Genomic DNA, 22,300 nt, shown 5'->3' with positions numbered 1-22,300 from the left:
TCACCTGGGCGTATCCCCGCGATCCCGCCACCGCGGCGGTGACGGCCGGGTCCTACAAGGATTGCAAGTTCGAGAAGGTCGAGGACCTCGGCGTCCGGTTCGTTTTGACCAAGCCGCCGCCTTACTGGTGCGACGCCTTCTTGGGCATGGTCGGGAGGGTGTTGCCGCAGCACCTTTCCGGCCCTATAGCGGCGCCAAATCCCGTGACGCGCCGCAGAACCTCGCCCCGGTGGGCACCGGCCCGTACCGGTTCGTGGAGTTCCGGCCCGGCGACATCGTCCGCGGCGAGCGCAATCCGGATTACCACCTGCCGAACCGGCCGTATTTCGACACGATCGAGATGAAGGGCGGCGGCGACGCGGTCTCGGCCGCCCGCGCGGTGCTCCAGACCGGCGAGTACGACTACGCCTGGAACATGCTAATCGAGGACGAGGTGCTGAAGCGCCTGGAGACCGGCGGCAAGGGCCGGGTCGACGTGGTGTATGGCGGCAAGCTGGAATTCCTGCTGCTCAACGCCACCGACCCGAACGTCGAGGTCGACGGCGAGCGGTCTTCGATCACGACGAGGCACCCCGCCTTCTCGGACCCGAAGGTCTGCCGGGCGCTGAATCTGCTCGTCGACCGCAAGTCGATCCAGACCTACATCTACGGACGCACCGGCAAGGCCACCGCCAACACGGTCAACGGCCCGGAGCGCTTCGTCTCGAAGGATACCAGCTTCGCCTTCGACCCGGCACGCGCCAACGCGCTGCTCGACGAGGCCGGCTGGACCAAGGGTTCGGACGGCATCCGCGCCAAGGACGGCAAGAAGCTCAAGCTGGTCTTCCAGACCTCGATCAACGCCCCGCGCCAGAAGACCCAGGCGATCATCAAGCAGGCGGCCGCCAAGGCCGGCATCGAGATCGAGCTGAAATCCGTGACCGGTTCGGTGTTCTTCTCGTCCGACCCGGCCAACCCCGACACCTGCACGCATTTCTACGCCGACATGGAGATGTACGCCTACAGCATGACCCAGGCCGATCCGGCGATCTGGCTGCTGATGTACGCCTCCTGGGAGGTCGCCCAGAAAGCCAACAAGTGGCAGGGCCGCAACGTCGTGCGCTGGCGCAACGACGCCTACGACAAGGCCTACAACGCCGCCCAGAGCGAGCTCGACCCGGTCAAGCGGGCGGCGCTGCTCATCACCTGCAACGACCTCGCGGTCTCCGAGAACGTGCTGCCGCTGATCCACCGGGCCGAGGTCTCGGCGGTGGGCGCCACGCTGACCGCGCCCCGCAGCGGCTGGGACAACGACCTGTCGTTCCTGCCCGATTGGTACCGGGAGGCCTGAGCGGGAGCGGGGCCATGGGCGCCTACATCCTGCGACGCCTCCTGATCGCGATCCCGAGCCTGCTCGGCATCAGCCTGATCCTGTTCACCGTCCTGGCGCTCGCGCCCGGCGACCCGTTCGGCGAACTCGCCAGCAACCCGAACGTGCCCCCGGAGGTGCGGGCCGCCCTGCGGGTGAAGTTCGGCCTCGATGACCCGATCTTCACCCGCTACCTGCACTGGCTCACCGCCATGCTGCACGGCGATTGGGGCTTCTCCTTCGCCAGCCGGGTCAACGTCGATGCGCTGATCCTGCAGCGGCTGCCGACGACCCTGTTCATCGTCGGCTCCTCCCAGGTGCTGGCGCTGCTGATCGCGGTGCCGGTCGGCCTCTATGCGGCGCGCCGGCCCTATTCGCTGGCCGATCAGGTCGCCAACACCCTGGCCTTCGTGGGCTTCTCGCTGCCGACCTTCTTCACCGGCCTGCTGTTCATCCTGCTGTTCTCGATCAAGCTCGGCTGGCTGCCCTTCGTCTACCAGGCCGACCTGCCGGGCTCCGGCCTGCCCTGGGTCTGGGCGAACATCCGGCAGGCGATCATGCCGGTGGCGGTGCTGGGCTTCTTCCAGGCCGCCTCCTACACCCGGTACGTGCGCGCCTCGGCGCTGGACGTCGCCCGGCTTGACTACGTCACCACGGCCCGCGCCAAGGGCCTCTCCGAGGGCACGGTGACCCGCCGGCACATCGCCCGCAACGCCCTGATCCCGGTGGTGACGCTGGTCGCCCTCCAGATCCCGGCGGTGTTCGGCGGCGCCATCGTCACCGAGCAGATCTTCCGGATTCCCGGCATCGGCTCGCTGCTGATCGACGCGATGCTGGCCAACGACACGCCGGTGGTGATGGCGGTGACCTTCGTGTTCGCCGGCCTCGTCATCCTGTTCAACCTCGTCGCGGACCTGCTCTATGGCTGGCTCGACCCTCGCATCGCCCTCCGATGAGGCGATGGCCCCTGCCCGCGCACCGGCCTCGCCGGGGCGGGAGACCTGGCGGCGCTTCCGGCGGCATCGGCTGGCGCTGGCGAGCGTCGGCGTGCTGGCCGTACTGGTCGCCGGCGTGGTGTTCGGCGGCCTGCTCTGGCCGGTCGCCATCGACGATATCGACTTCGCGGCCCAGCTCCAAGGCCCGTCCTGGGATCACCCGTTCGGCACCGACGACCTCGGCCAGGATCTCTTGGCCCGGATGATCCATGGCGGCCGGATCTCGCTTGCCGTCGGCTTCGCCGCCATGGCGGTGGCGAGCCTGATCGGGGTGCTGGTGGGCGCGCTGGCCGGCATGTCGCGCCGCCTCCTCGACCCGGTGCTGATGTGGCTGACCGACCTGTTCCTGTCGCTGCCGCAGCTGCCGCTGCTGCTGCTGGTGATCTACCTGTTCCGCGACAGCCTGAAGGCCGTGTTCGGCACACAGGGCGGCGTGTTCCTGATGATCGTCGCGGTGATCGGGGGCCTGCGCTGGATGCCGGTCGCCCGGCTGGTGCGGGCGCAGTTCCTGACCTTGCGTGAGAAGGAGTTCGTGGAGGCGGCCCGCTCGCAGGGGGCGACCACCGGGCACCTCGTGCGCCGCCACATCCTGCCGAACGCGCTGGGACCGGTGATCGTGGCCGCCTCGATCGAGGTCTCGGCGGCGATCATCGCGGAATCGACGCTCTCGTTCCTGGGGCTCGGCTTCCCGCCCGACATCCCGACCTGGGGACGCCTGCTGTTCGACGCCAAGGACCACCTCGACGTGGCGCCGCATTGGGCGCTGTTCCCGGGGGGCGCGATTTTTTTGACCGTCCTGTCGATCAACTTCATCGGCGACGGTCTGCGCGATGCGCTCGATCCGCGACGGGTTCTGTGACGGGTCGAGGGGCGCGCGGTCATCGAGGCCGCTTCACGGCACGCGTGTCTCCCTCCCCCCTCCGCGGACGACGATATTCACATTTCGGGTTTGATGCGCGCGACACCCCCCTCTCCCCGCACGCGGGGAGAGGCCCGCACGGACCTCGTCGTCCGTGCGGGAAGCGGAGGCGAAGCCGCAGCGGCGGTGAGGGGGCGGCTCCGGAAGGGACTCCTCCATTCGAGCCCCCCTCACCTTCGGCTGCCGCCTCGCTCCGCAAGCGGGGCGAGGGGGAAACTGCGTCCAGCCTCGGCGCAGTCGGCACAGCGTGAATTCGCAAGCCCCTGCGGAGAGGGAAACCTGCGGCCCGGTCAGCCCACCTGCCGCAGATGCCCGCCGCGCGCGGCCGGCACCGCCTGCATGGCGCGGATGAAGGCGGCGATGCGCGGTGCGATCACCGTGCGGTAGCGGGAGCCATTGAACACCCCGTAATGCCCCACCCCGGCCTGGAGGTGATAGGCCTTGCGCGCGTCGGGCAGGTTCGGCGTCAGGTCGAGCGCCGCCTTGGTCTGGCCGACGCCGGAGATGTCGTCGTTCTCGCCCTCGACCGCCAGGATCGCGCAGCGGCGGATCGCCCCGAGATCGACCGGAGCGCCCCGGTGCTGCATCTCACCCTTCGGCAGGGCGTGGTTCACGAACACGGTCTGCACCGTCTGGAGGTAGTACTCGGCGGTGAGATCCATCACCGCGAGGTACTCGTCGTAGAACTCCCGGTGCTTCTCGGCCGAGTCGCCGTCGCCGCCCACCAGATGGTCGAACATGTCCGAATGGGCGGTGACGTGCCGGTCGAGATTCATCGCCATGAAGCCCGAGAGCTGCAGGAAGCCCGGATAGACCCGGCGCCACGCCCCCGGGTAGATCGGCGGCACGAGGCTGATCGTGTTCTGCTCGAACCACTTCTGGCCGCGCTCCTGCGCGAGGCAGTTCACCGCGGTGGGCGAGCGGCGCGTGTCGATCGGGCCGCCCATCAGGGTCATCGAGCTCGGCACGGCGGGCTCGTCGGCCGCCTCCATCAGCGCCACCGCGGCGAAGACCGGCACCGCCGGCTGGCACACCGCCATGACGTGCAGATCCGGCCCCAGGACGGCGAAGATCTCCTGCAGGTAGTCGATGTAGTCGTCGAGGTCGAAGCGGCCGGCCAGCAGCGGCACCATCCGGGCGTCGGTCCAGTCGGTGACGAACACCCGGTGGTTCGGCAGCATCGCCTCCACGGTGCCGCGCAGCAGCGTGGCGTAGTGTCCGGACATCGGCGCCACGATCAGCAGCTTCGGCTGCGCCTCGGTGGGCGGCGTCGGGAAGGCGCGGTCGAAGGCGATCAGGCGGCAGAACGGCCGCTCCCACACCACCCGCTCGCTGACCGGCACCGCTTGGCCGTCGACCATCGTCTCGGTGAAGCCGAAGGCCGGCTTGCCGTACTGGCGGGTGACGCGCTCGAACATCTCGCAGCCGGCGCTGACCGCCCGCGCGTAGGGCCCGTAAGCCAGGGGATTGCCGGGAATCTGGAGGCCGTAACGCGTGAGATCCGCGGCAACCCGGGCCGGCGTCATCAGGGCGCGGGCGCCCTCGTACATCGAATAGGCCAGGAGCATCGTTACCTCACGGTCTGCCGCCGGCCTTCGATGTTGCGTGCCAACCGGCACCGAACACCCCCGACCAGAATCGGCAGGATAATGTTCCACCCTGAACGATAATGGAACATCCCCAGGTGGGGACGATTTCCCTGTGACGATGACGCCTGTGACGATTCGGCCCGGATGACTTGCCCCGGATGACGTTCACCGGAGAACTTGCCCCGGAAGACTTGCCGGCCTCCCGGATCCGCGACATCGCCGGCCTTGAACGTTGCCGGCTGTCGCGAAACGTTCGTACCGGCCCAGTCCGTCCGACGCCTCACCGAAGCAGTGCATGCCCGATTCCGATCTGAACGGCCTCGTCCGCGACGCGCGACACCTGCGGCTCGACACCTTCGTCCGCCTGCGCTGGCTCGCCATCACCGGCCAGAGCGCGGCCGTGGTCGGGGCGCAGTTCGGCCTCGGCCTGCCGCTGCCCTTCGGCTGGTGCTTCCTGGTGATCGCCACCTCGTCCTGGCTGAACCTCGCGCTGCGCATCCGCTTCCCGGCGAGCTACCGGCTCAGCGACGATTCCGCGGCCTTGCTCCTCGCGTTCGACATCGTGCAGCTCGCCGCCCTGCTGTTTCTCACGGGCGGGCTGCAGAACCCGTTCTCACTGCTGTTCCTCGCCCCCGTACTGATCTCGGCGACCGCCCTGCCGCCGGAGCGGACGCTGGCGCTCGGCCTGCTGGCGGTGGGTCTCGCGACCCTGCTGGCCCTGGTCCATCGGCCGCTTCCCTGGTTCGCGGACGGGCGGATCGAATTGCCGTTCCTGTACGTCTCGGGCGTCTGGACCGCGATCCTGCTCGGCACCGCCTTCACGGGCGTCTACGCGTGGCGGGTGGCGGAGGAGACGCGGCTCCTCGCCCAGGCGCTGGCCGCCACCGAGCTCGTGCTCGCCCGCGAGCAGCACCTGTCCCAGCTCGACGGGCTGGCGGCCGCGGCCGCCCACGAGTTGGGCACCCCGCTCGGCACCATCATGCTGGTCACCAAGGAGCTGATCCGCCAGCTCGGCCCGACCGCCTCGCCCGCGGTGGCGGAGGATCTGAATCTGCTGCGCGAGCAGGTCGACCGCTGCCGCGGCATCCTGGGCAAGCTCACCTCGCTCGACGGCGACGGCGCCGGCGCCGGCTTCCTGGAGACGGTCACGTTCAGCCACCTCGTCGAGGAGCTGGTGGCGCCGCAGCGGGCGCTCGGCACCGCGCTCGACATCACGAGCCTCGGGGACGGGCCCGAGCCGGCCTGCCGCCGCAACCCGGGGGTGATGTTCGGTCTCGCCAACATCCTCGACAACGCCGCGGACTTCGCCGAGGCGCGGGTATCCGTGGAAGGGCGCTGGAGCCAGGAGCGGGTCTGGCTCGAGATCCGGGACGACGGCCCGGGCTTCTCCAGCGAGGTTCTGCTGCGGGCCGGCGAGCCCTACGTAACCACCCGCAGTCAGGACCGGCCGCAATCGGGCGGGACCGTCGGGGCGGGGCTGGGGCTCGGGCTGTTCATCGCCAAGACCCTGATCGAGCGCTCAGGCGCCCAGCTCGTGCTGATGAACGTGCCCACGCCGGAATCCCACGGGGCGGTGGTGCGCGTGTCCTGGGCCCGCCACATCTTCGAGCGCGGGGCAGCGCCGCGTCATTCGCCGGAACTCAATATCCAACACCCCCTGCCCCCGCGCGATGTCGTTCCTATATAAGGGACAGACCAAGAACTGACGATGAAAACCTGAAAGGAACGCCCGATGCTTACGCAGCCCGGGACCGCGGCGGCGACCGACGCTGCCGTACTCAGCGACGCCGATCCACTGGCCGCCTTCTCCGACCGCAGCCTGCTGATCGTCGATGACGACAAGCCCTTCCAGACCCGTCTCGCACGCGCCATGGAGAGCCGCGGCTACCACGTGCAGGTGGCCGACAGCGTCGCGGATGGCGTCTCGGCCGTCGAAGCCCGGGCCCCGGCCTTCGCGGTGATCGACATGCGCCTCGGCGACGGCAACGGCCTCGACGTGATCGCCCGCCTGAAGGAGCGCCGCCCGGAAGCACGCGGCGTGATCCTGACCGGCTACGGCAACATCGCAACCGCGGTCACCGCGGTGAAGCTCGGCGCCTTCGACTATCTCGCCAAGCCCGCCGATGCCGACGAGATCCACGGCACGCTGATGGCGCAGCCCGGCGAGCGGGCCGATCCGCCCGAGAACCCGATGTCGGCCGACCGGGTCCGGTGGGAGCACATCCAGCGGGTCTACGAGCTGTGCGGCCGCAATGTCAGCGAGACGGCCCGGCGCCTGAACATGCATCGGCGGACGCTGCAGCGGATCCTGGCGAAGCGCGCGCCGCGCTAACAGGGGTGCGCTTGGTTGCATCGGCGGCCCTGCCGGGCTAGCTGCGCGGGTCTCGGACGGTTTTCGTCCGGGACCCGTCCTATTTTCAGGGGTCGATCGCGTGAACGGGCGCAACGCCATCACCATCGTGAGCATGATGGTCCTCGTGGGCACCGAGGTGTTCGCTGTGGCCATCGCGGCCGGCTGGGCGCTGGCCGGCCTGTTCGATCTTGGGGACCGGGTCGGCCATGTCCTGATGGGTCTGTTCAGCCTGTTCGCGGCCTGGATCATGCTGCAGCTCTGGCGGCGGGCGATCAGCATCGAGCCGCTGCGCGCGGGTGCCGCCTCGCCCCGTCGATGACGCGACCCGCGTTCGACAGGCTGGCGGCCTTCCTGCTACAGAGAACCGCGGCAGCCTGTGAAACGTTGCCGCAGGTGAGACCCTCGTCCCGGCGACGCGCGAGACCCGAGAATCCATGAAAGCCCGTATTATCGTCACCCTGAAGACCGGCGTGCTGGACCCGCAGGGCAAGGCGATCGAGGCCGCGCTCAAGTCGCTGGCGATCCAGGGGGTCGAGGGCGTGCGGCAGGGCAAGGTGTTCGACATCGAGGTGGCGGCCCCCGACGCTGCCGCCGCCGAGGCGACGCTGCGCACCGCCTGCGAGAAGCTCCTGGCCAACACGGTGGTCGAGAACTACACGATCGAGATGCTCTGATGCACGCCGCGGTCATCGTCTTCCCCGGCTCGAACCGCGAGAGCGATGTCGTCCGGGCATTGCGCCGCTCGGGCGCGCGGGTGAGCCTCGTCTGGCACGCGGATCACGAGCTGCCGGCCGGCACCGACCTCGCCGTCCTGCCGGGCGGCTTTTCCTACGGCGACTATCTGCGCTGCGGAGCGATCGCCGGACGGGCGGCCGCCATGGATGCGGTGCGGGCGCATGCGGCCCGGGGCGGCCTCGTGCTCGGCATCTGCAACGGCTTCCAGATCCTGTGCGAATCCGGCCTGCTGCCGGGCGTCCTGATGCGCAACGTGAACCGGCGCTTCATCTGCCACCGGCAGACGCTCCGGGTCGAGCGCACCGATACCCGCTTCACAAGCGCCTACCGGCAGGGTCAGGTCATCGACGTCTGCGTCGCCCACGGCGAGGGCAACTATTTCGCCGATCCCGAGCCTCTGGCGGGGATCGAGGGCGAGGGCCGGGTGGCCTTCCGGTACTGCGACGCGGCGGGGACCATCACCGTCGAGGCCAACCGCAACGGCTCGCTCAACGCGATCGCGGGCGTCCTGTCGGAGAACCGCAACGTGCTCGGCATGATGCCGCACCCGGAGAACTTCGTCGAGGATCTGATCGGCGGCACCGACGGGCGCGGGCTGTTCGACAGTCTGGCGGCGTGATCGCTCGCGAAGACTGGTATTTACGAGGTATTAAGGTTTTTGATTGATAAAGAGGCATCCAGTTTTCTGGATGTGGAGTTGGACCTACTCGTCCGCTCTGTTTGATGCCTCCCTGAAGACTCCTCCAAGCCGCTCCCTCCGGGGCGGCTTTTTTCTGTGCGGGCTCAGGAGCGCGCAGAGCTGCGATGGTCGCACATCGCTGGGCGGGGTGCCTTGTTGGGCGGCCGTTTCGAAGATGATTCTTCGCGTCCGCCGCGTCTCCCTCCCCCGCAGAGGGGGAGGGAGACGCGCGGTTCTCGTGGGTTCCGTCCTCAGTACAGCCCACCCGCCTGCGCGGCCCGATCGGGATCCGCCGGCACCGCCGCCGCCGCGGGGGCCGGTGCCTGGCTGCCGCCGGACGGGGCCACGTAGGAATCCGGCGGCGCGGTGCCGGGCTTGAACGCCTCCAGGATCGTCCCCGCCCCCTCGCTCGAGCCGGCCCGCGTGCCGCTGGCGAGGTTGATGCGGATCAGCTTGATGCCCGGGGGTACGCGGAACGGGGTCGGCGGCTTGTCCTTGAGGGCGGTCTTGAGGAACTCCAGGGCGATCGGCGCGGCCAGCCCGCCGCCGGTGGCGCGGTCGCCGAGCGAGCGGGGCTTGTCGAAGCCGAGATAGATGCCCACCGCCAGATCCGGCGAGAAACCCACGAACCACGCGTCCTTGGCGTCGTTGGTGGTGCCGGTCTTGCCGGCGAGCGGCTTGCCGATCTGCTTCAGCAGGGTCGCGGTGCCGCGCTGGACCACGCCCTCCATGATCGAGACCATCTGGTAGGCGGTCAGCGGGTCGAGCACCTGCTCGGAATCGTCCACCAGCTTCGGCTCGTCCTGGCCCGACCACTTCTCGGCGTCGCAACCGATGCACTTGCGGTTGTCGTGCCGGTAGATCGTCTCGCCGATGCGGTCCTGGATCCGGTCGATCAGGGTCGGCCGGATGCGCCGGCCGCCATTGGCCAGCATCGAGTAGGCGGTGACCATGCGCATCACCGTGGTCTCGCCCGCGCCCAGCGACATCGGCAGAACCGGCAGCATGTCGTCGTAGACGCCGAACCGACGGGCATACTCGGCGATGAGCGGCATGCCGACATCCTTGGCGAGCCGGACCGTCATCAGGTTCTTCGAGTGCTCGATCCCGTAGCGCAGGGTGTGCGGGCCACCGGACTTGCCGTCGTAGTTCGAAGGCGTCCAGGCCTCCTGGCCGGGGCCGCCCTCGATGGTGATCGGCGAGTCCTGCACGATCGAGGCGGGGGTGTAGCCGTTGTCCAGAGCCGCCGAGTAGACGATCGGCTTGAACGAGGAGCCGGGCTGGCGCATCGCCTGGGTGGCGCGGTTGAACTCGGATTCGTCGTACGAGAAGCCGCCGACCATCGCGTGGACGCGGCCGGTATTCGGGTCCATGGCCACGATGGCGCCGGAGACCTCGGGCTTCTGGCGCAGGCGGAACTGGCCCTTCCCGCCCTCGATCGCCTCGACATACACCATGTCGCCGGCCTGGAGATTGGCGCGGCCGGCCCAGCGCATCCCGTCCGGGGTGATCACGCCGGTCTCGCGGTCCTTGCCGACCTGGCCCGACGCCTCGCGCTTGGGCTGGAGGCCGACCTGCACGCCGCCGCCGCCGTTGCCCAGCACCACGGCGAGCCGCCAGGGCGCCACGTCGCCGAGCGCCGGCACCTCGGCCGCCGCCATGCCCCAGTCGCGCCCGGTCAGGTCGACCTTGGTGACCGCGCCGCGCCAGCCATGGGCCTGATCGTAGCGGACGAGGCCGTCGACCAGGGCCTTGCGGGCCCAGGCCTGCATCTTCGGATCCAGCGTCGAGCGCACCGAGAGGCCGCCCTCGTAGAGCTTCTTCTCGCCGTAGCGCTCGGAGATCTCGCGGCGGACCTCCTCGGTGAAGTAGTTGGCATTGGCGGCGTTCGGGAAGGCGACCCGCGGGTTGACCCCGAGCGGCATCTTCTTGGCCGCGTCCGCCTCATCCCGGGTGATGTAATTGTTCTCCGCCATCAGGCGGATGATCTCGTTGCGGCGGTCGAGCGCCGCCTGCGTCTTGCGGTAGGGGTGGTAGTTGTTCGGCCCCTTCGGCAGGGCGGCGAGGTAGGCCGCCTCGTTGATGGTCAGCTCGTGGACCGACTTGCCGAAATAATCGAGCGCCGCCGCGGCAACCCCGTGCAGGTTGCGGCCCGGGACGATGGTGCCCAGGAAGATCTCGTTGAGGTAGAGTTCGAGGATCTTGTCCTTGGAGTAGGCCGACTCGATCCGGAGCGCCAGCAGCGCCTCCTTGACCTTCCGGTCGTAGGTCTGCTCGGAGGACAGCAGGAAGTTCTTGGCGACCTGCTGGGTGATGGTCGAGGCGCCCTGGCGCTTGCCCGACTTGGCGTTGGTCAGGAAGGCGCGCACGATCCCCTCGGGGTCGATGCCGCCATGCTTGTAGAAATTCTTGTCCTCGGCCGACAGGAAGGCCGCGACCACGATCTTCGGCATCGCCTGGATCGGCAGGTAGAGCCGGCGCTCGCGGGCATATTCGGCCAGCAGCGAGCCGTCGGCCGCGTGGATGCGGGTCATCACCGGCGGCTCGTAATTGGCGAGCGCGGCGTGGTCGGGCAGGTCCTGGCTGTACTTCCAGTAGAAGTAACCGCCCGCCGCCGCGCCGATCACGAACAGCACCGCGGCGGCGCTGAACAGGATCCCGAAGAAACGAAGGATCAGACGCATCCGGTGTTCCGCTCGTCGCTGGCCCGGCCGCATGCCGGAATCGGCTCACCCGGCGCGCAGCTCCGCTCACGATGCGGTCGGCCCCCGGATGGTCACCTGAGGCCCCCTCGGATTGCCGGTTGCGACGGCGGTGCGACGGGGCGTTCGGACAGCCCGTATCGACACTTACTCTATGGTAAAACTGGGGCGACGGCGGCCGAGCGACGCGTCATCACGGGCCGCCCCAGGCTGGCACGATTGGAGAAGAACACGTCGATCGCCTTGGCCATGGAGCCGGTGACCCCGGCGCGCCACTCCGGCGATTGCAGCATCTCCAGGTCGCGCTTGCTCGACAGGTAGCCCAGTTCCACCAGCACGCTCGGCACATCGGGGGAGCGCAGCACCACGAACCGCGCCTCCCGGTGGGGCTTGGTACTCATCTCCATCACCGGGCCGAGCTGGCCCATCAAGGTCCGGGCGAAGCCCGACGAGAACCCGCGGGTCTCCCGCAGGGTGAGTTCCTGAAGGATGTCGGCGATGTCCGGCGGCGCCTCGGCGGACTCGGCGCCCGCGGCGGCGTCGGCCCGGTTCTCGCGCTCGGCGAGCTTGGCGGATTCGAGATCGGTCGCCTTCTCGGCATTGGTGTAGATCGTGGCGCCGCGCACCTGCGGGGCCGCCGAGATCGAATCGGCGTGGATCGACACGAACAGGTCGGCCTTGGCCTCGCGGGCGAGGCGGACGCGGTCGGCCAGAGGCACGAACACGTCCCGGTCGCGCGTCATCCGGACCCGGTAGCGCCCCCCCGCCTCCAGCTTCTCGACGAGCGCCTGGGCGAAGCCGAAGACGATGTCCTTCTCGAACACGCCGCCCACCGCGATGGCGCCGGGATCGGTGCCGCCATGGCCGGCATCGACCATGATCAGCGGGCGCTGGTCGGTGGGTTCGGGCGCGGCGGCCCGGGCCTGCGCGGGGGCGGGATCGGCCGCAGCTGCCGCCTTGCGGAAGGCGTCACGGTCGGCGCGCTGCAGCGGGATCGTGAGCAGCACGGCGCCGTCCTTGGCCCGGGTCGTCGTCTCGATCTTGCCCACGGTGGCGGGGCTCGCGAGGTCGATCACGATGCGGGACCGCCCGGGGGCGAACAGGCCGTAGCGGAAGGATTGCACGAGGCCGTCCCGGCGGCTGCCCGCGCCCGATTCGAGCTGGAAGTTGACCTCGGGCAGGTCGATCACCGCCCGGTCGGGCCGCTCCATCACGAAGCCGCGGGCCTCCACGGCCCGGGACAGGGTCAGGGTGAGGCGGGTCGTGCCACCCTGGCTGGCGAGATCGGCCCCAATGGCGATGGCGGGCTTGTCACCGTTCTGCGCGGTCGCGGGCGGACCGGCCATCACCGGCATGAGCGCCAGGGCGAGGCAGAAGCAGGCGGATCGGATCAGACGTGCGCAGTTCGGCATCGGTGCGGTTTGGTTTCCCGTACCCTCCGATACGGCATGGGACCGGCTTGGTTAACGGAGCGTTGTCGCACCCGGTTCGATCCGGCAACCCGTTTTGCGAGGGGGCGACGAGTCCGGTCTCAACGGAATGCGACGACGCGGCTCGCCTTGCCCATCACCGTGACCCAGCAGGTCAGGGAGGCGTCGGCGGCACGCTGGGCCTCGCCGACCTGGAGGCGAATCAGATCGGCCGGCGTGCGGACATCCGAGAGAGCCCGGAAATGCTCCAGGGCGGCGGTGCCCTCGCCCTGCATGTAGCGGGCGATGGTCGAGCCGATCTCGATCATGTCGATTGAGTCGGGTGCGAACGCGAACCGGTTCAGCGGCGCGGGCTCCGCGGTGCGCGGCATCGCGGTGGGGACGAGATCCGGCGCCGGAGCCGCGGCGAACGCCGTCTCCGGCTCCGCGCTTTCGGGCGCATGACGATCGTCGTGGGAGTCCTGATCGGCCTCTTCGTCGCGCTCCGCCTCGGGGGGATTCACGGCGTGGGCAACGCTGTCAGGGGTATCGGTTTCGGGTGCGAGGCGGGGTTCGACCCGCACGGCCTGCGCCACCAGCTCGGCCGGGGCGACGGGATCAATCTCCGGGGCTGACGCCAAGACCGGCGCGTCATCCGCGAACCCGGCGCGTGACAGGGCCACCACGGACACGTCCGACTCGTCCACCGGGGCCTCGGACAAGGACGCGAGCGAGGCGGGCATCCCCGTATTCAGGGGCGGCTTCGGCTGCCAGTTGGAACGGCCTACTCTTGGCCGACGCGGCTTTCCCATCGCGCGATCTCCTCCTGTCCGCTCACGACCCGCAGAAGCGATAATCGGTCTGGCGGCGCCGTCCAGGGTCGAGCCCGTGACGCTCGGGCGTCGTATCGTTGGATCCGGGCGGTCCGAAGCGGCCACCCGGATCTTTTTAGAACACCCCCGATCCGTGAGGACCGGGGGTAGACCCACCCTTAACGGGCGACGTTCTGGACGAGGGCGCCGTAATCCTTGGCCTGAGCCTGGAACGCCGCGAACTGGCTGCGGACGAACTCGGACTGAAGCTCGAAGGCCTCGCGCAGGTCCTTCGTGCGCGCAAGCTTCTGCGCGAAGTCGAAGGTCGCGTTGGCATTGGCCTGGGCGTGGTCGAAGCCCTTCGCGAGGGCCGCGCTGACGGTCGACTGGAAGGTCTGGCCCGAGACCTGGGCCTGCTCGGTGACCTTGACGGCATTGGCCATCAGGGTGCCGACGGCGTTGCGGGCCTGGTCGACGCTCTTCTCGGCGAAGTCGCGCATTTCGGTCGGCATCTCGAAATTCGGGGTCTGCATCTGTGTCTCCAGAACGATCATTGGAGCGGGACGCCAGCTGCGTCCGCCGTGACGCGCCTCTATATGTTGCAGTGCAACAAGAAGTCAAGTGCATATTGCGGGGCTGGATACCCCCTCGGCAGGATCGATAAAATGCCGGATCCAGGATCTCGGAAGATTTATCTCCGGACCCGGGCCGATACACCAGACCATCGGCGAAGCTTTGCCGTTTATAGAGGCCGCCTGGATTGGTGATTCGGAGCGCGCATCCGTTTACAAGAAATCGTCCTGTTGTCCAGAGGGGCTGAACGGGTCGTGTATCCTAAATACATATTACCGGATCGATGGGCTTCACGGGCGTTCCAGCAGAGCCGGCAACGGGTGATGCTGCACCGCACCCGCATCGCCTGCGAGCTGGCCGTACAGCGTCCGGAGTGCGGCCGCATGAGTCGCCAGCGTCATGGGCGCATCGCGGGCTTCGGCATAGGCCCGCGCGCCGAGGCTTCGGGCGCAGGCATCGTCCCGCAGGGCCGTGAAGGCGGCCGCCAGGGCCCCGACCTCCGGGGCGACCACGAAGCCGGTCTGCCCGTGGCGGACCTTCTCGGCGGCCCCGGATCGGCCGGAGGCGACCACCGGGATTCCGGCGGCCAGCGCCTCGTAGACGGTGAGCGGCCCGGTCTCGTACCAGCGTGACGGCGCGGCGAGCGCCCGGGCCCGGCGGCGCAGGATCTCCCAGACCGCGGCGGGGCTCTGCCAGCCGATGATCTCCACGCCGTCCCGGGCGCGCAGCTCGGCCTCCAGGGGACCGGCGCCGATGAACAGGGCGGGCAGGCCCGCCGCGCGGGCGGCCTCGGCGACCAGATCGGCGCCCTTCTCCCGGGTCAGGCGCCCGACATACGCGATCGTATCGCCGCGGTGGGGCTCGGCCGGTGGCCCCTCGGCGACCCGGACCGGATTGTCGATCCGGTGGTGGGTGACGGCGTAGGTGCCGAGAAGGTCGCCCATCCGCCGCTGGCTGGCGTCGCTGACATGGACCACGTGGAGCGGCAGCCCCCGCACCGCCTGCCGCAGGGCCACGGTCCGGGCGACGCGCACCAGCTTGTGGGCGCGGCTGCGTGCATCGCAGGGCGCCGCGATGCAGGCGGCCGACAGGGGCTTGAGTCCGCAGGGCTCCGCCCGGTCGAAGCGGTAATAGACCCCGTTCGGGCAGGCCAGGGCGTAGTCATGCAGGGTAACGATGATGGGCACGCCCGCCCCCGACAGGACCGGGAAGATCGCCGGCGACAGGGCTCGGGTCCATTGATGCAGGTGGATGCAGTCCGGCCGCTCGGGCAACGCGGCGAGCGCCGCCGCGAGGCTGCGCGCCGCTGCCGCGTGCCAGATCCCGGCCGCCGCGGCCTTCGCGCCGCCGAGCGACCAGATGTCCGGCAAGCCGAGCACCACCCGCCGGATGTTTGCGTGATCGAGCAACGGGTCGGCCGCGCCCGCAACCGCCTGGAGGTAGGTGACCGAGACGCCGGCCTCCGCGAGCCCCCGGGCCGATTCCAGCGCGACCTTCTCGGCCCCACCGCTGGCGGACGCGAACTCGGCCAGGATCACGACGTGCATGGAAACGGCCCCGGTCTCGACAGCCGGGATCATGGCGAAAACCAGTTTACGGGGGATCAACCGCGGGTCGTTACAACGCTCAATCCCGAACTAGAGCGTCGGAAACCCGACCATGCACGTCGTCCTCGTCGCAGACCACGCCTCGATCAATGGCGGACAGGCCAAGGTGGCGATCGAATCCGCCCTTGGACTCGCCGCTCGCGGGGTCCGGGTGAGCCTGTTCGCTGCCGTCGGCCCGGTGGATCCGCGGCTCGCACCCGCCGGCATCCGGGTCGTCTGCCTGGAGCAGGACGATATCTCGACGACGCGCAACAAGCTGGCGTTTGCCGCGCAGGCGATCTGGAACGGCGCGGCGAGCCGGGCGCTCGCGCGGGAACTCGCCGCCTGCGACCCGCGCGACACCGTGGTCCATGTCCACGCCTTCGCCAAGGCGCTCTCGCCGTCGATCGGCACGGCGCTCCGGGCTTCGGGCCTGCCCTGCCTGTACACGATGCACGAGTTCTTCCTGGTCTGCCCGACCGGCGGATTCTACGCCTACCCGGAGCAGCGGATCTGCCACCGCACGCCGATGTCGGCCTCCTGCATCGTGGCGAATTGCGACGCACGCAGCTACCCGCGCAAGGTCGCCCGAATGGTCCGCCATGTCGGCCTCACCCAGGTGGCCCGGCTGCCGGAGCTGTTTTCGCACGTCATCACGATCAGCGACCTGCAGGAGCGGGTCGTGCGGCCGCTGATGCCCCAGGGAACGGCGTTCCACCGGATCGACAACCCGATCGCGGTGGCACAGGCGCCGCTGCGGGACGGGCCGCCGGGCGATTTCCTGTTCGTGGGGCGGATCTCCACCGAGAAGGGCGCGCCGATCTTCGCCGAGGCGGCCCGGCAGGCGGGGGCGCGGGCGGTCTTCGTCGGCGACGGGCCCGAGCGGGCCGCGCTCGCTGCGCGCTATCCCGAGGCCGTCATGCTGGGCTGGCGCGCGGCGGACGCCGTGCAGGAGCTGATGCGGCAGGCCCGGGCGCTGGTCTTCCCGAGCGTCTGGTACGAGGGCCAGCCGCTGACCGTCTACGAGGCGCTGGCCTGCGGCGCGCCGGTGATCGTCAGCGATGCCTGCGCGGGCCGGGAGGCGGTGGTCGACGGCGAGACCGGGTTCTGGTTCCGCTCGGGCGACCCGGAAGCGCTGGCCGAACATCTGCGCAGCCTGTCGGACGATGGGCTCGCCACCCGGATGAGCCGGGCCGCCTACGAGCGCTACTGGGCGGCGCCGCTCAGCCTCGACGCCCATCTCGACCGCCTAGCGCGGGTCTACGAGACCGTGATGCGCGGCGCCGATGCCCGTGATCCAGTCGCCGCGGCGGCGGCCGAGCGGTCGATCCCGGCGACGTGAGCGATCGGGGGCCGGATTGCCGCGCGGTCCCCGAAAGATCGGAAACACCCGCCGCCGCCCGCGTTGATGCGCACTGGCACCTTGCGTGCCCCCGTCACGGACGAGTGAGCGACATGGCCGACGAGCAGAAGCAGAACGAGACCAAGCCGGGCATCCAGCAGGGCAGCGCCAAGCCGGGCGACAACGCGCATCCCGACAACAAGCAGGAGAAGCTCAACGAGCGCCTGGACGACGCCCTGGAGGAAACCTTCCCGTCGAGCGACCCGGTCTCGGTGAAGATCACCAAGTAGATTTGGGTTTCCAAAGGGCCTGAGGCCCTTTGGCGGGGTGTCGGGGCGGAGCCCCGACGATGCCGGGCGGCCGCGGAGCCGCCCGGTCCTTACGCGGCTTCGAGCAGACGCCGCGCGATCACCTGGGCCTGGATCTCGGCCGCACCCTCGAAGATCGAGAGAATGCGCGCGTCGCACAGGATCCGGCTGACCGCGTATTCCAGCGCGAAGCCGTTGCCGCCGTGGATCTGCAGGGCGTTGTCGGCCGCCGCCCAGGCGACGCGGGCGCCGAGCAGCTTGGCCATTCCGGCCTCCAGGTCGCAGCGCTTGCCCTCGTCCTTCTCGCGGGCCGAGAAGTAGGTCAGCTGGCGGGCGATGTTGATCTCCACCGCCATCATGGCAAGCTTGTCGGCCACCCGCGGGAAGCTGACCAGCGGCTTGCCGAACTGCACCCGCTCCTCGGCATAGCGCAGGCCGACATCGAGGGCCGACTGGGCGACGCCGACGGCGCGCGCGGCCGTCTGGATGCGGGCCGACTCGAAGGTCTGCATCAGCTGGGCGAAGCCCTTGCCCTCGACCTCGCCGAGGAGGTTCGCGGCCGGGACCTCGAAGCCCTCGAAGGCCAGCTCGTATTCCTTCATGCCGCGGTAGCCGAGCACCTCGATCTCGCCGCCCGACAGGCCCTGGACCGGGAAGGGATCCTCATCGGTGCCGCGGGGCTTCTCGGCGATCAGCATGGAGAGGCCCTTGTGGCCCTTCTCCTCGGGCTTGGTGCGCACCAGCACGGTCATGATGTCGGCGCGGACCGGATGGGTGATCCAGGTCTTGTTGCCGCTGATCTTCCACGTGTCGCCGTCCTTGACGGCCTTGGTGCGCAGGCTGGCCAGATCCGAGCCGGTGTTCGGCTCGGTGAAGACGGCAGTCGGCAAAATATCGCCCGAGGCGATCTTGGGCAGGAAGCGCTGCTTCTGCTCCTCGGTGCCGCCGCACAGGATCAGCTCGGCGGCGATCTCCGAGCGGGTGCCGAGCGAGCCGACGCCGATATAGGCCCGGGACAGTTCCTCCGAGACCACGCACATGGCGGTCTTGGGCAGGCCCATGCCGCCGTATTCCTCGGGGATCGTCAGGCCGAAGACGCCGAGTTCGGCCATCTTGGTCACGATCTCCATCGGGATGTAGGCGTTTTGCAGGTGCCATTCGTGCGCCTGGTCGACCACCTCGGCCTTGCCGAAGCGGCGCATCTCGGAGCGGATCGCCTCCATGTCCTCGTCGAGGCCCGAGGCGCCGACGGTCGCCGAGCCGCTGCCGTCGCGCATCTGGGCGACCAGGGCGGCGCGGTTCTCGAGGGTATTGCCCTCGGCGATCAGGGTCTCGACCGCATCGGTGCGGTACTGCGCCACCTCCTTGGCGGTGAGGCCGAGCGAGCCGATCGGGCGGACCATCTCGCCCTGGCTCATCGGGATGCCGGAGAAGAGCTGGTCGAGATACTCGCCGGCGCCGATCCGGACGAGGAGCGACTCGGTCTCACCGAACTTGCCCTCGCCCTGGAGGCGCTCGGCATAGGCGCCGAGTTCACGCACGGCCTCCGCGTAGGTGGCGAGCCACGCGAGCCCGTGGGCGGCGTGCTGCTGGCCTTCGAGCTTGGCCGCGTCGATCCGCCCGTCCGTCCCGAGGATCCGCGTGCGGACCCGGCGCGTGGCCTCGGCGGCCAGCGCCTTGGCGCTCTCACCGGCGGCCTTGGTGAGGGACACGAGATCCTGCGGCTCGGTCTGGATGGCGGGGGATGCGGACATGGTTTTTTGCTCGCGTGGCGTTTCTCTGGATCGTGTCTTTTAACCTGTTCGCGGCGCAAGCCGAAGCAGATTTCGTTTGCCGCGTCTTGAACTGAAGTTGAAGAGCGGGGGACTTCGGACACAATCCGGCCGATGCGGGCTGCCTGATCACGTCCGGCTTTACGCGACGATCCTTGAAAACCGGACTGCATCAGAGCCACGCGTCTCATTCCCCCTGCTGCGGACCAGGAAGAGCGCGCGGCGAGCCCGGTCGATCAGGTCTGGAAGAGCCCGCCCAAGCTCAGCGTTTCTGCTCGCAGCGCGTCTTCAAGTAGGCGCCATCCTCGCCCTTGAAGCCGGCATTGGCGGCAAGCACCGGGCCCTGGATCAGGCATTCCTGGAGGGTGTGGGCCGGGCCCGTGACCACGTCGATGGCGGTGTCGCGCGAGCAGTCCGGGGCCTGGACCGAGGCGGCACAGATGAGGGCGACGACGAGGATCTGGTTCATGGGGCCTCCCGGCTCGGCCCGGCTTGTCGGACGGCGGGCAGCGTCAAGCGAAAGGCACAGGTGGGGGCGCAGGTTCCATCACACCTGTGCGGCCAAATCGGCGCCGCCCTCGATCGCTTCCGGACCCGGCACCCGGCCCTCGCCCAGCAGATGCAGGAACGCCGTGAAGGGCTTGTTGCGGCCGATGCTGCAGGCCGCCACCGCGCGGCCCTCCCGGACATAGTAGGCGATGAAGTCGAGGGCGGCCGGATCGCCCTGCAGGATGATCCGCTCGAAATCCGGCGCGTAGCCGCCGTAGTCGAGGCGCTTGTCGCCCTGGTTGCTCCAGAAGAACGGCGCACCGGAGAAATCGCCCTGTGCGCCCAGGATCGCCCGGGCCGCGTGCGTCCCGTGCTGCTGAGCGAGCCGCCAATGCTCGATCCGCGCGGTCACCCCGCTGCCCTGCTCCGGGAAGGCGGCGATATCGCCCGCGACCCACACCCGGTCGGCGAGCGTGAGGTCCCCGCCGACCCGAAGGCCGCCGTTCTCGTCCGGCTCCACTCCGGCGACGATCCCGGTCTCGGGCGACGCCCCGGCACCGATCAGGACGAGGTCGGCCGGCAGGTTTTCACCCGCCTCGGTCTCGACCGCGGTGACATGGCCGTCACCGGCGAGCCGCGCGACTTTGCCGGTGAGAAGGGTGATGCCGTTGCCGGCATGGTAGCGCTTCAGCGCCGCTCCAACATCGGCGCCGAAGCGCTTGGCGAAGGGAATCTCCTCCCGGGACAGGACCGTCACCGACAGGCCGCGCTTGGTCAGGAAGGCCGCGGCCTCCAGGCCGATGAAGCCCGCCCCGATCACCACCACGCGCTTGGCGTGCCCGGCAGCCTCGCTGAGCCGCACGGCGTCGTCGAGGCTGCGCAGGGTCATCACGCCGTCGAGGTCCTTGCCCTCGAAATCCGGCACCGCGGCGCGGCTTCCGGTGGCGATCAGCAGGGCGTCGCCGGTGAGGGTGCGCCCGTCCGCCAGGGTGACGCTACGGGTCGCCGGATCGACCCGGGTGGCCTCGGCCGCGATCCGCTCGACTGCGTGGGCCGCGGAAAAGTCCGGCTCCAGCAGGGTCTTCTCCGGCGGCGTCGGCTTGGCCAGGAACTGCTTGGACAGCTTGGTCCGGTCGTAGGGCGGGTGCGCCTCGCGGCCGACCATGGTGATCCGGCCTGAAAACCCTTCGCGACGCAGGGTCGTCACGCAGGCGGCCGCCGCCGCGCCGGCGCCGACGATCAGGACGGTCTCGATGGAGGTCGCGGCGCGCTTGGCCGGTGCGGGTTCGGGCGTGAGCGTCGCCACCGCCTCGCCGCCCTCGATCCGCACGGGATAGCGGGTCAGAGGCTCGAGGGCCGGCGGCTCCTCCAGGCTCCCGTCGGCGACCGAGAAGGCGGCCTTGTGCCAGGGGCAATAGAGCCGTCCGCCGCAGATCTCGCCCTTGGCGAGCGGCGCGCCGAGATGTGGGCACTTGGCCTGGAAGGCGCGCACGCCGTCCGCGTCGCGCACGAACAGGACCGCGTCATCGCCCGCCTTGCCCTCGGCTTTGCCGCCGAGGGGAATCGCGTCGAGGGCGAGGCGGATCTCGCGGGGCTTGTCCTGATCCATGCGTGTCGCGCTCGGTGCCGGCCCGGGCCATCCAGCCCGCGCGCATCAAACCGCGAGGCGGCGAAGGGTTTCCGGGCCCTGCAGTCGCAGGCCCAGGTCATGGTATCGAAAGGTCGAGACCTTTCGCGGGTCCAGGGCGGAGCCTGGGAAACCCGGGCCTCGGGCCGGAGGGTCTCAACCCCGGCTCGCCACCGCGACCCCGAGGGCGGCCAGCGCCATCCCGGCGCCCTGGAGCGGCGTCAGCACCTCGCCGAACAGGAGGTAGCCGAGCACGGCCGCCACCGGCGGGACGAGGAAGAACAGCGCCGCCACCCCCGCCACCGCGCCGCGCCGGATCAGCGCCAGCAGCAGCAGGATGCCGGCCACCGAGTTGATCAGGACCGCCCAGGCAAGCCCGAGCCAGACCGGCGCGACGGATTCGAACCGCGCGCTGCCGAAGGCGAGCGCCAGCGGGATCGCGCAGGCCATGCCGCCGACGAACTGGAGCGTGGCCCCGGCGAGCAGATCGACCCGCCCGCCGGTGCGCTTCTGCCAGAGGGTGCCGAGGGTCAGCGACAGGACCGCCAGGAAGCTCACGCTCAGCGCGAGCGGCGGGATCCCTGACGGATCGGCGGCGCCGAGCTTCGGGGCCAGCACGAGGCCCGCGCCGGCAAAGCCCATCAGGATCCCCAATGCCCGCCGTGCGCTGACCCGCTCGCCGAGCAGGGGTTGCGCCAGAAGCGCGGTCAGCAGGGGCTGGAGGCTGCCGACGAGGGCCGCGATCCCCGCCGGCAGGCCGTGGCTCACCGCCCAGAACGTGCTCGACAGGTAGACACCCTGCATCAGGAAGCCCGCGATGACGGGATCGCGCCAGCCCGCCCGGTCCGCCGGCCAACGCACGCGCGACGCCAGCGCGATCCCCGCCAGCACCAGGGCGACCGCCGTGAAGCGCACGGCCGTGAAGCCCAGCGGATCCGCGTGCGGCACCACCGCCCGGGCCGAGATGAAGCCGGTCGCCCAGATCGGTACGAACAGGGCCGGGAGGAGGCTGGCCGCGTGCGTTGGGGGTCGTGAGGATGTCGGCATAGCGGTATCTAAGGC

19 protein-coding genes and 1 pseudogene are annotated in these 22,300 nt (G+C 69.8%); 10 read left to right on the top strand and 10 right to left on the bottom strand.

Going from position 1 to position 22,300, the window contains the following annotated elements; all coding sequences use genetic code 11:
- The 3 genes and pseudogenes from MKK84_RS06330 to MKK84_RS06320 form a co-directional block, all read left to right on the top strand.
- Positions 1-1,330, top strand: a pseudogene (locus MKK84_RS06330) (peptide ABC transporter substrate-binding protein); the annotation flags it as partial.
- Positions 1,331-1,344: 14 nt separating this feature from the next.
- Positions 1,345-2,304 carry an ABC transporter permease gene (locus MKK84_RS06325; protein ID WP_243917684.1) on the top strand — a complete coding sequence of 320 codons (960 nt, stop codon included), beginning with the start codon at positions 1,345-1,347 and terminating at the stop codon, positions 2,302-2,304.
- Entirely contained in the window at positions 2,270-3,202 is a 933-nt protein-coding gene (locus MKK84_RS06320) for an ABC transporter permease (protein WP_243917682.1), read from the top strand. The genes MKK84_RS06325 and MKK84_RS06320 overlap by 35 nt, the downstream gene beginning before the upstream one ends.
- A gap of 350 nt (positions 3,203-3,552) precedes the next feature.
- Here the strand turns inward: MKK84_RS06320 and MKK84_RS06315 are convergent, their stop codons facing one another.
- Positions 3,553-4,830 carry a polyhydroxyalkanoate depolymerase gene (locus MKK84_RS06315; RefSeq protein ID WP_243917680.1) on the bottom strand — a complete coding sequence of 426 codons (1,278 nt, stop codon included), beginning with the start codon at positions 4,828-4,830 and terminating at the stop codon, positions 3,553-3,555.
- Between the two features lie 316 nt (positions 4,831-5,146).
- Between MKK84_RS06315 and MKK84_RS06310 the strand changes: the two genes are divergently transcribed.
- The 5 genes from MKK84_RS06310 (at position 5,147) to purQ (ending at position 8,558) form a co-directional block, all read left to right on the top strand.
- On the top strand, positions 5,147-6,538 hold the full coding sequence (locus MKK84_RS06310) for an ActS/PrrB/RegB family redox-sensitive histidine kinase (protein WP_243917673.1): 1,392 nt from the start codon (positions 5,147-5,149) through the stop codon (positions 6,536-6,538).
- A gap of 45 nt (positions 6,539-6,583) precedes the next feature.
- Positions 6,584-7,183: an ActR/PrrA/RegA family redox response regulator transcription factor gene (locus MKK84_RS06305; protein WP_243917671.1), complete on the top strand. Its 600-nt coding sequence runs from the start codon at positions 6,584-6,586 to the stop codon at positions 7,181-7,183.
- Between the two features lie 100 nt (positions 7,184-7,283).
- Positions 7,284-7,523, top strand: a complete 240-nt coding sequence (locus MKK84_RS06300; RefSeq protein WP_243917669.1) for a hypothetical protein — start codon at positions 7,284-7,286, stop codon at positions 7,521-7,523.
- A 115-nt stretch (positions 7,524-7,638) separates the two neighbouring features.
- Entirely contained in the window at positions 7,639-7,878 is a 240-nt protein-coding gene (gene purS, locus MKK84_RS06295; RefSeq protein WP_243917660.1) for a phosphoribosylformylglycinamidine synthase subunit PurS, read from the top strand.
- Complete coding sequence (gene purQ / locus MKK84_RS06290) at positions 7,878-8,558, top strand: phosphoribosylformylglycinamidine synthase subunit PurQ (protein WP_243917658.1); 681 nt, start codon at positions 7,878-7,880, stop codon at positions 8,556-8,558. Before purS ends, purQ begins: the two co-directional genes overlap by 1 nt.
- A 311-nt stretch (positions 8,559-8,869) precedes the next feature.
- Here purQ and MKK84_RS06285 read toward each other — a convergent pair whose 3' ends face one another.
- The 5 genes from MKK84_RS06285 to MKK84_RS06265 form a co-directional block, all read right to left on the bottom strand.
- Positions 8,870-11,302 carry a penicillin-binding protein 1A gene (locus MKK84_RS06285; protein WP_243917656.1) on the bottom strand — a complete coding sequence of 811 codons (2,433 nt, stop codon included), beginning with the start codon at positions 11,300-11,302 and terminating at the stop codon, positions 8,870-8,872.
- Between the two features lie 170 nt (positions 11,303-11,472).
- Positions 11,473-12,732 (bottom strand): N-acetylmuramoyl-L-alanine amidase, encoded by a 1,260-nt coding sequence (locus MKK84_RS06280; RefSeq protein ID WP_243917654.1) that lies wholly within the window; start codon positions 12,730-12,732, stop codon positions 11,473-11,475.
- A 119-nt stretch (positions 12,733-12,851) separates the two neighbouring features.
- Complete coding sequence (locus MKK84_RS06275; protein ID WP_243917652.1) at positions 12,852-13,472, bottom strand: hypothetical protein; 621 nt, start codon at positions 13,470-13,472, stop codon at positions 12,852-12,854.
- 248 nt (positions 13,473-13,720) lie between these two features.
- Positions 13,721-14,074, bottom strand: coding sequence for a phasin (locus MKK84_RS06270; protein WP_243917650.1), 354 nt, complete (start codon positions 14,072-14,074; stop codon positions 13,721-13,723).
- A gap of 330 nt (positions 14,075-14,404) precedes the next feature.
- Positions 14,405-15,661 carry a glycosyltransferase gene (locus MKK84_RS06265; RefSeq protein ID WP_243917712.1) on the bottom strand — a complete coding sequence of 419 codons (1,257 nt, stop codon included), beginning with the start codon at positions 15,659-15,661 and terminating at the stop codon, positions 14,405-14,407.
- Between the two features lie 112 nt (positions 15,662-15,773).
- Between MKK84_RS06265 and MKK84_RS06260 the strand changes: the two genes are divergently transcribed.
- Complete coding sequence (locus tag MKK84_RS06260; RefSeq protein WP_243917648.1) at positions 15,774-17,042, top strand: glycosyltransferase family 4 protein; 1,269 nt, start codon at positions 15,774-15,776, stop codon at positions 17,040-17,042.
- 113 nt (positions 17,043-17,155) lie between these two features.
- Positions 17,156-17,332, top strand: coding sequence for a hypothetical protein (locus MKK84_RS06255; protein ID WP_243917646.1), 177 nt, complete (start codon positions 17,156-17,158; stop codon positions 17,330-17,332).
- A gap of 89 nt (positions 17,333-17,421) precedes the next feature.
- On the opposite strand, the gene MKK84_RS06250 is transcribed toward MKK84_RS06255, so the two are convergent.
- The 4 genes from MKK84_RS06250 to MKK84_RS06235 form a co-directional block, all read right to left on the bottom strand.
- Positions 17,422-19,104 (bottom strand): acyl-CoA dehydrogenase family protein, encoded by a 1,683-nt coding sequence (locus MKK84_RS06250; RefSeq protein ID WP_243917644.1) that lies wholly within the window; start codon positions 19,102-19,104, stop codon positions 17,422-17,424.
- Between the two features lie 280 nt (positions 19,105-19,384).
- Positions 19,385-19,591, bottom strand: a complete 207-nt coding sequence (locus tag MKK84_RS06245; RefSeq protein WP_243917642.1) for a hypothetical protein — start codon at positions 19,589-19,591, stop codon at positions 19,385-19,387.
- A gap of 78 nt (positions 19,592-19,669) precedes the next feature.
- On the bottom strand, positions 19,670-21,220 hold the full coding sequence (locus MKK84_RS06240; RefSeq protein WP_243917641.1) for an FAD-dependent oxidoreductase: 1,551 nt from the start codon (positions 21,218-21,220) through the stop codon (positions 19,670-19,672).
- Between the two features lie 174 nt (positions 21,221-21,394).
- A complete protein-coding gene (locus tag MKK84_RS06235) occupies positions 21,395-22,285 on the bottom strand; it encodes a DMT family transporter (RefSeq protein ID WP_243917639.1) in 891 nt (296 codons plus the stop codon).
- Positions 22,286-22,300: the final 15 nt, after the last annotated feature.

The organism is Methylobacterium sp. E-065, assembly GCF_022829605.1.
Taxonomy (GTDB): domain Bacteria; phylum Pseudomonadota; class Alphaproteobacteria; order Rhizobiales; family Beijerinckiaceae; genus Methylobacterium.
Note: the sequence above shows the minus strand (reverse complement) of the source record. Positions and strands in the feature narration are given on the sequence as shown.

Excerpts from the sequence above, each read along its gene's own strand:
- purS (WP_243917660.1), top strand. The coding sequence starts at position 7,639 with ATGAAAGCCCGTATTATCGTCACCCTGAAGACCGGCGTGCTGGACCCG.
- MKK84_RS06265 (WP_243917712.1), bottom strand. The coding sequence starts at position 15,661 with ATGCACGTCGTGATCCTGGCCGAGTTCGCGTCCGCCAGCGGTGGGGCC.
- MKK84_RS06305 (WP_243917671.1), top strand. The coding sequence starts at position 6,584 with ATGCTTACGCAGCCCGGGACCGCGGCGGCGACCGACGCTGCCGTACTC.
- MKK84_RS06280 (WP_243917654.1), bottom strand. The coding sequence starts at position 12,732 with ATGCCGAACTGCGCACGTCTGATCCGATCCGCCTGCTTCTGCCTCGCC.
- MKK84_RS06245 (WP_243917642.1), bottom strand. The coding sequence starts at position 19,591 with ATGAACCAGATCCTCGTCGTCGCCCTCATCTGTGCCGCCTCGGTCCAG.
- MKK84_RS06235 (WP_243917639.1), bottom strand. The coding sequence starts at position 22,285 with ATGCCGACATCCTCACGACCCCCAACGCACGCGGCCAGCCTCCTCCCG.
- MKK84_RS06240 (WP_243917641.1), bottom strand. The coding sequence starts at position 21,220 with ATGGATCAGGACAAGCCCCGCGAGATCCGCCTCGCCCTCGACGCGATT.
- MKK84_RS06285 (WP_243917656.1), bottom strand. The coding sequence starts at position 11,302 with ATGCGTCTGATCCTTCGTTTCTTCGGGATCCTGTTCAGCGCCGCCGCG.
- MKK84_RS06250 (WP_243917644.1), bottom strand. The coding sequence starts at position 19,104 with ATGTCCGCATCCCCCGCCATCCAGACCGAGCCGCAGGATCTCGTGTCC.
- MKK84_RS06320 (WP_243917682.1), top strand. The coding sequence starts at position 2,270 with ATGGCTGGCTCGACCCTCGCATCGCCCTCCGATGAGGCGATGGCCCCT.
- MKK84_RS06275 (WP_243917652.1), bottom strand. The coding sequence starts at position 13,472 with ATGCCCGCCTCGCTCGCGTCCTTGTCCGAGGCCCCGGTGGACGAGTCG.
- MKK84_RS06325 (WP_243917684.1), top strand. The coding sequence starts at position 1,345 with ATGGGCGCCTACATCCTGCGACGCCTCCTGATCGCGATCCCGAGCCTG.
- MKK84_RS06260 (WP_243917648.1), top strand. The coding sequence starts at position 15,774 with ATGCACGTCGTCCTCGTCGCAGACCACGCCTCGATCAATGGCGGACAG.
- purQ (WP_243917658.1), top strand. The coding sequence starts at position 7,878 with ATGCACGCCGCGGTCATCGTCTTCCCCGGCTCGAACCGCGAGAGCGAT.
- MKK84_RS06315 (WP_243917680.1), bottom strand. The coding sequence starts at position 4,830 with ATGCTCCTGGCCTATTCGATGTACGAGGGCGCCCGCGCCCTGATGACG.
- MKK84_RS06270 (WP_243917650.1), bottom strand. The coding sequence starts at position 14,074 with ATGCAGACCCCGAATTTCGAGATGCCGACCGAAATGCGCGACTTCGCC.
- MKK84_RS06310 (WP_243917673.1), top strand. The coding sequence starts at position 5,147 with ATGCCCGATTCCGATCTGAACGGCCTCGTCCGCGACGCGCGACACCTG.
- MKK84_RS06255 (WP_243917646.1), top strand. The coding sequence starts at position 17,156 with ATGGCCGACGAGCAGAAGCAGAACGAGACCAAGCCGGGCATCCAGCAG.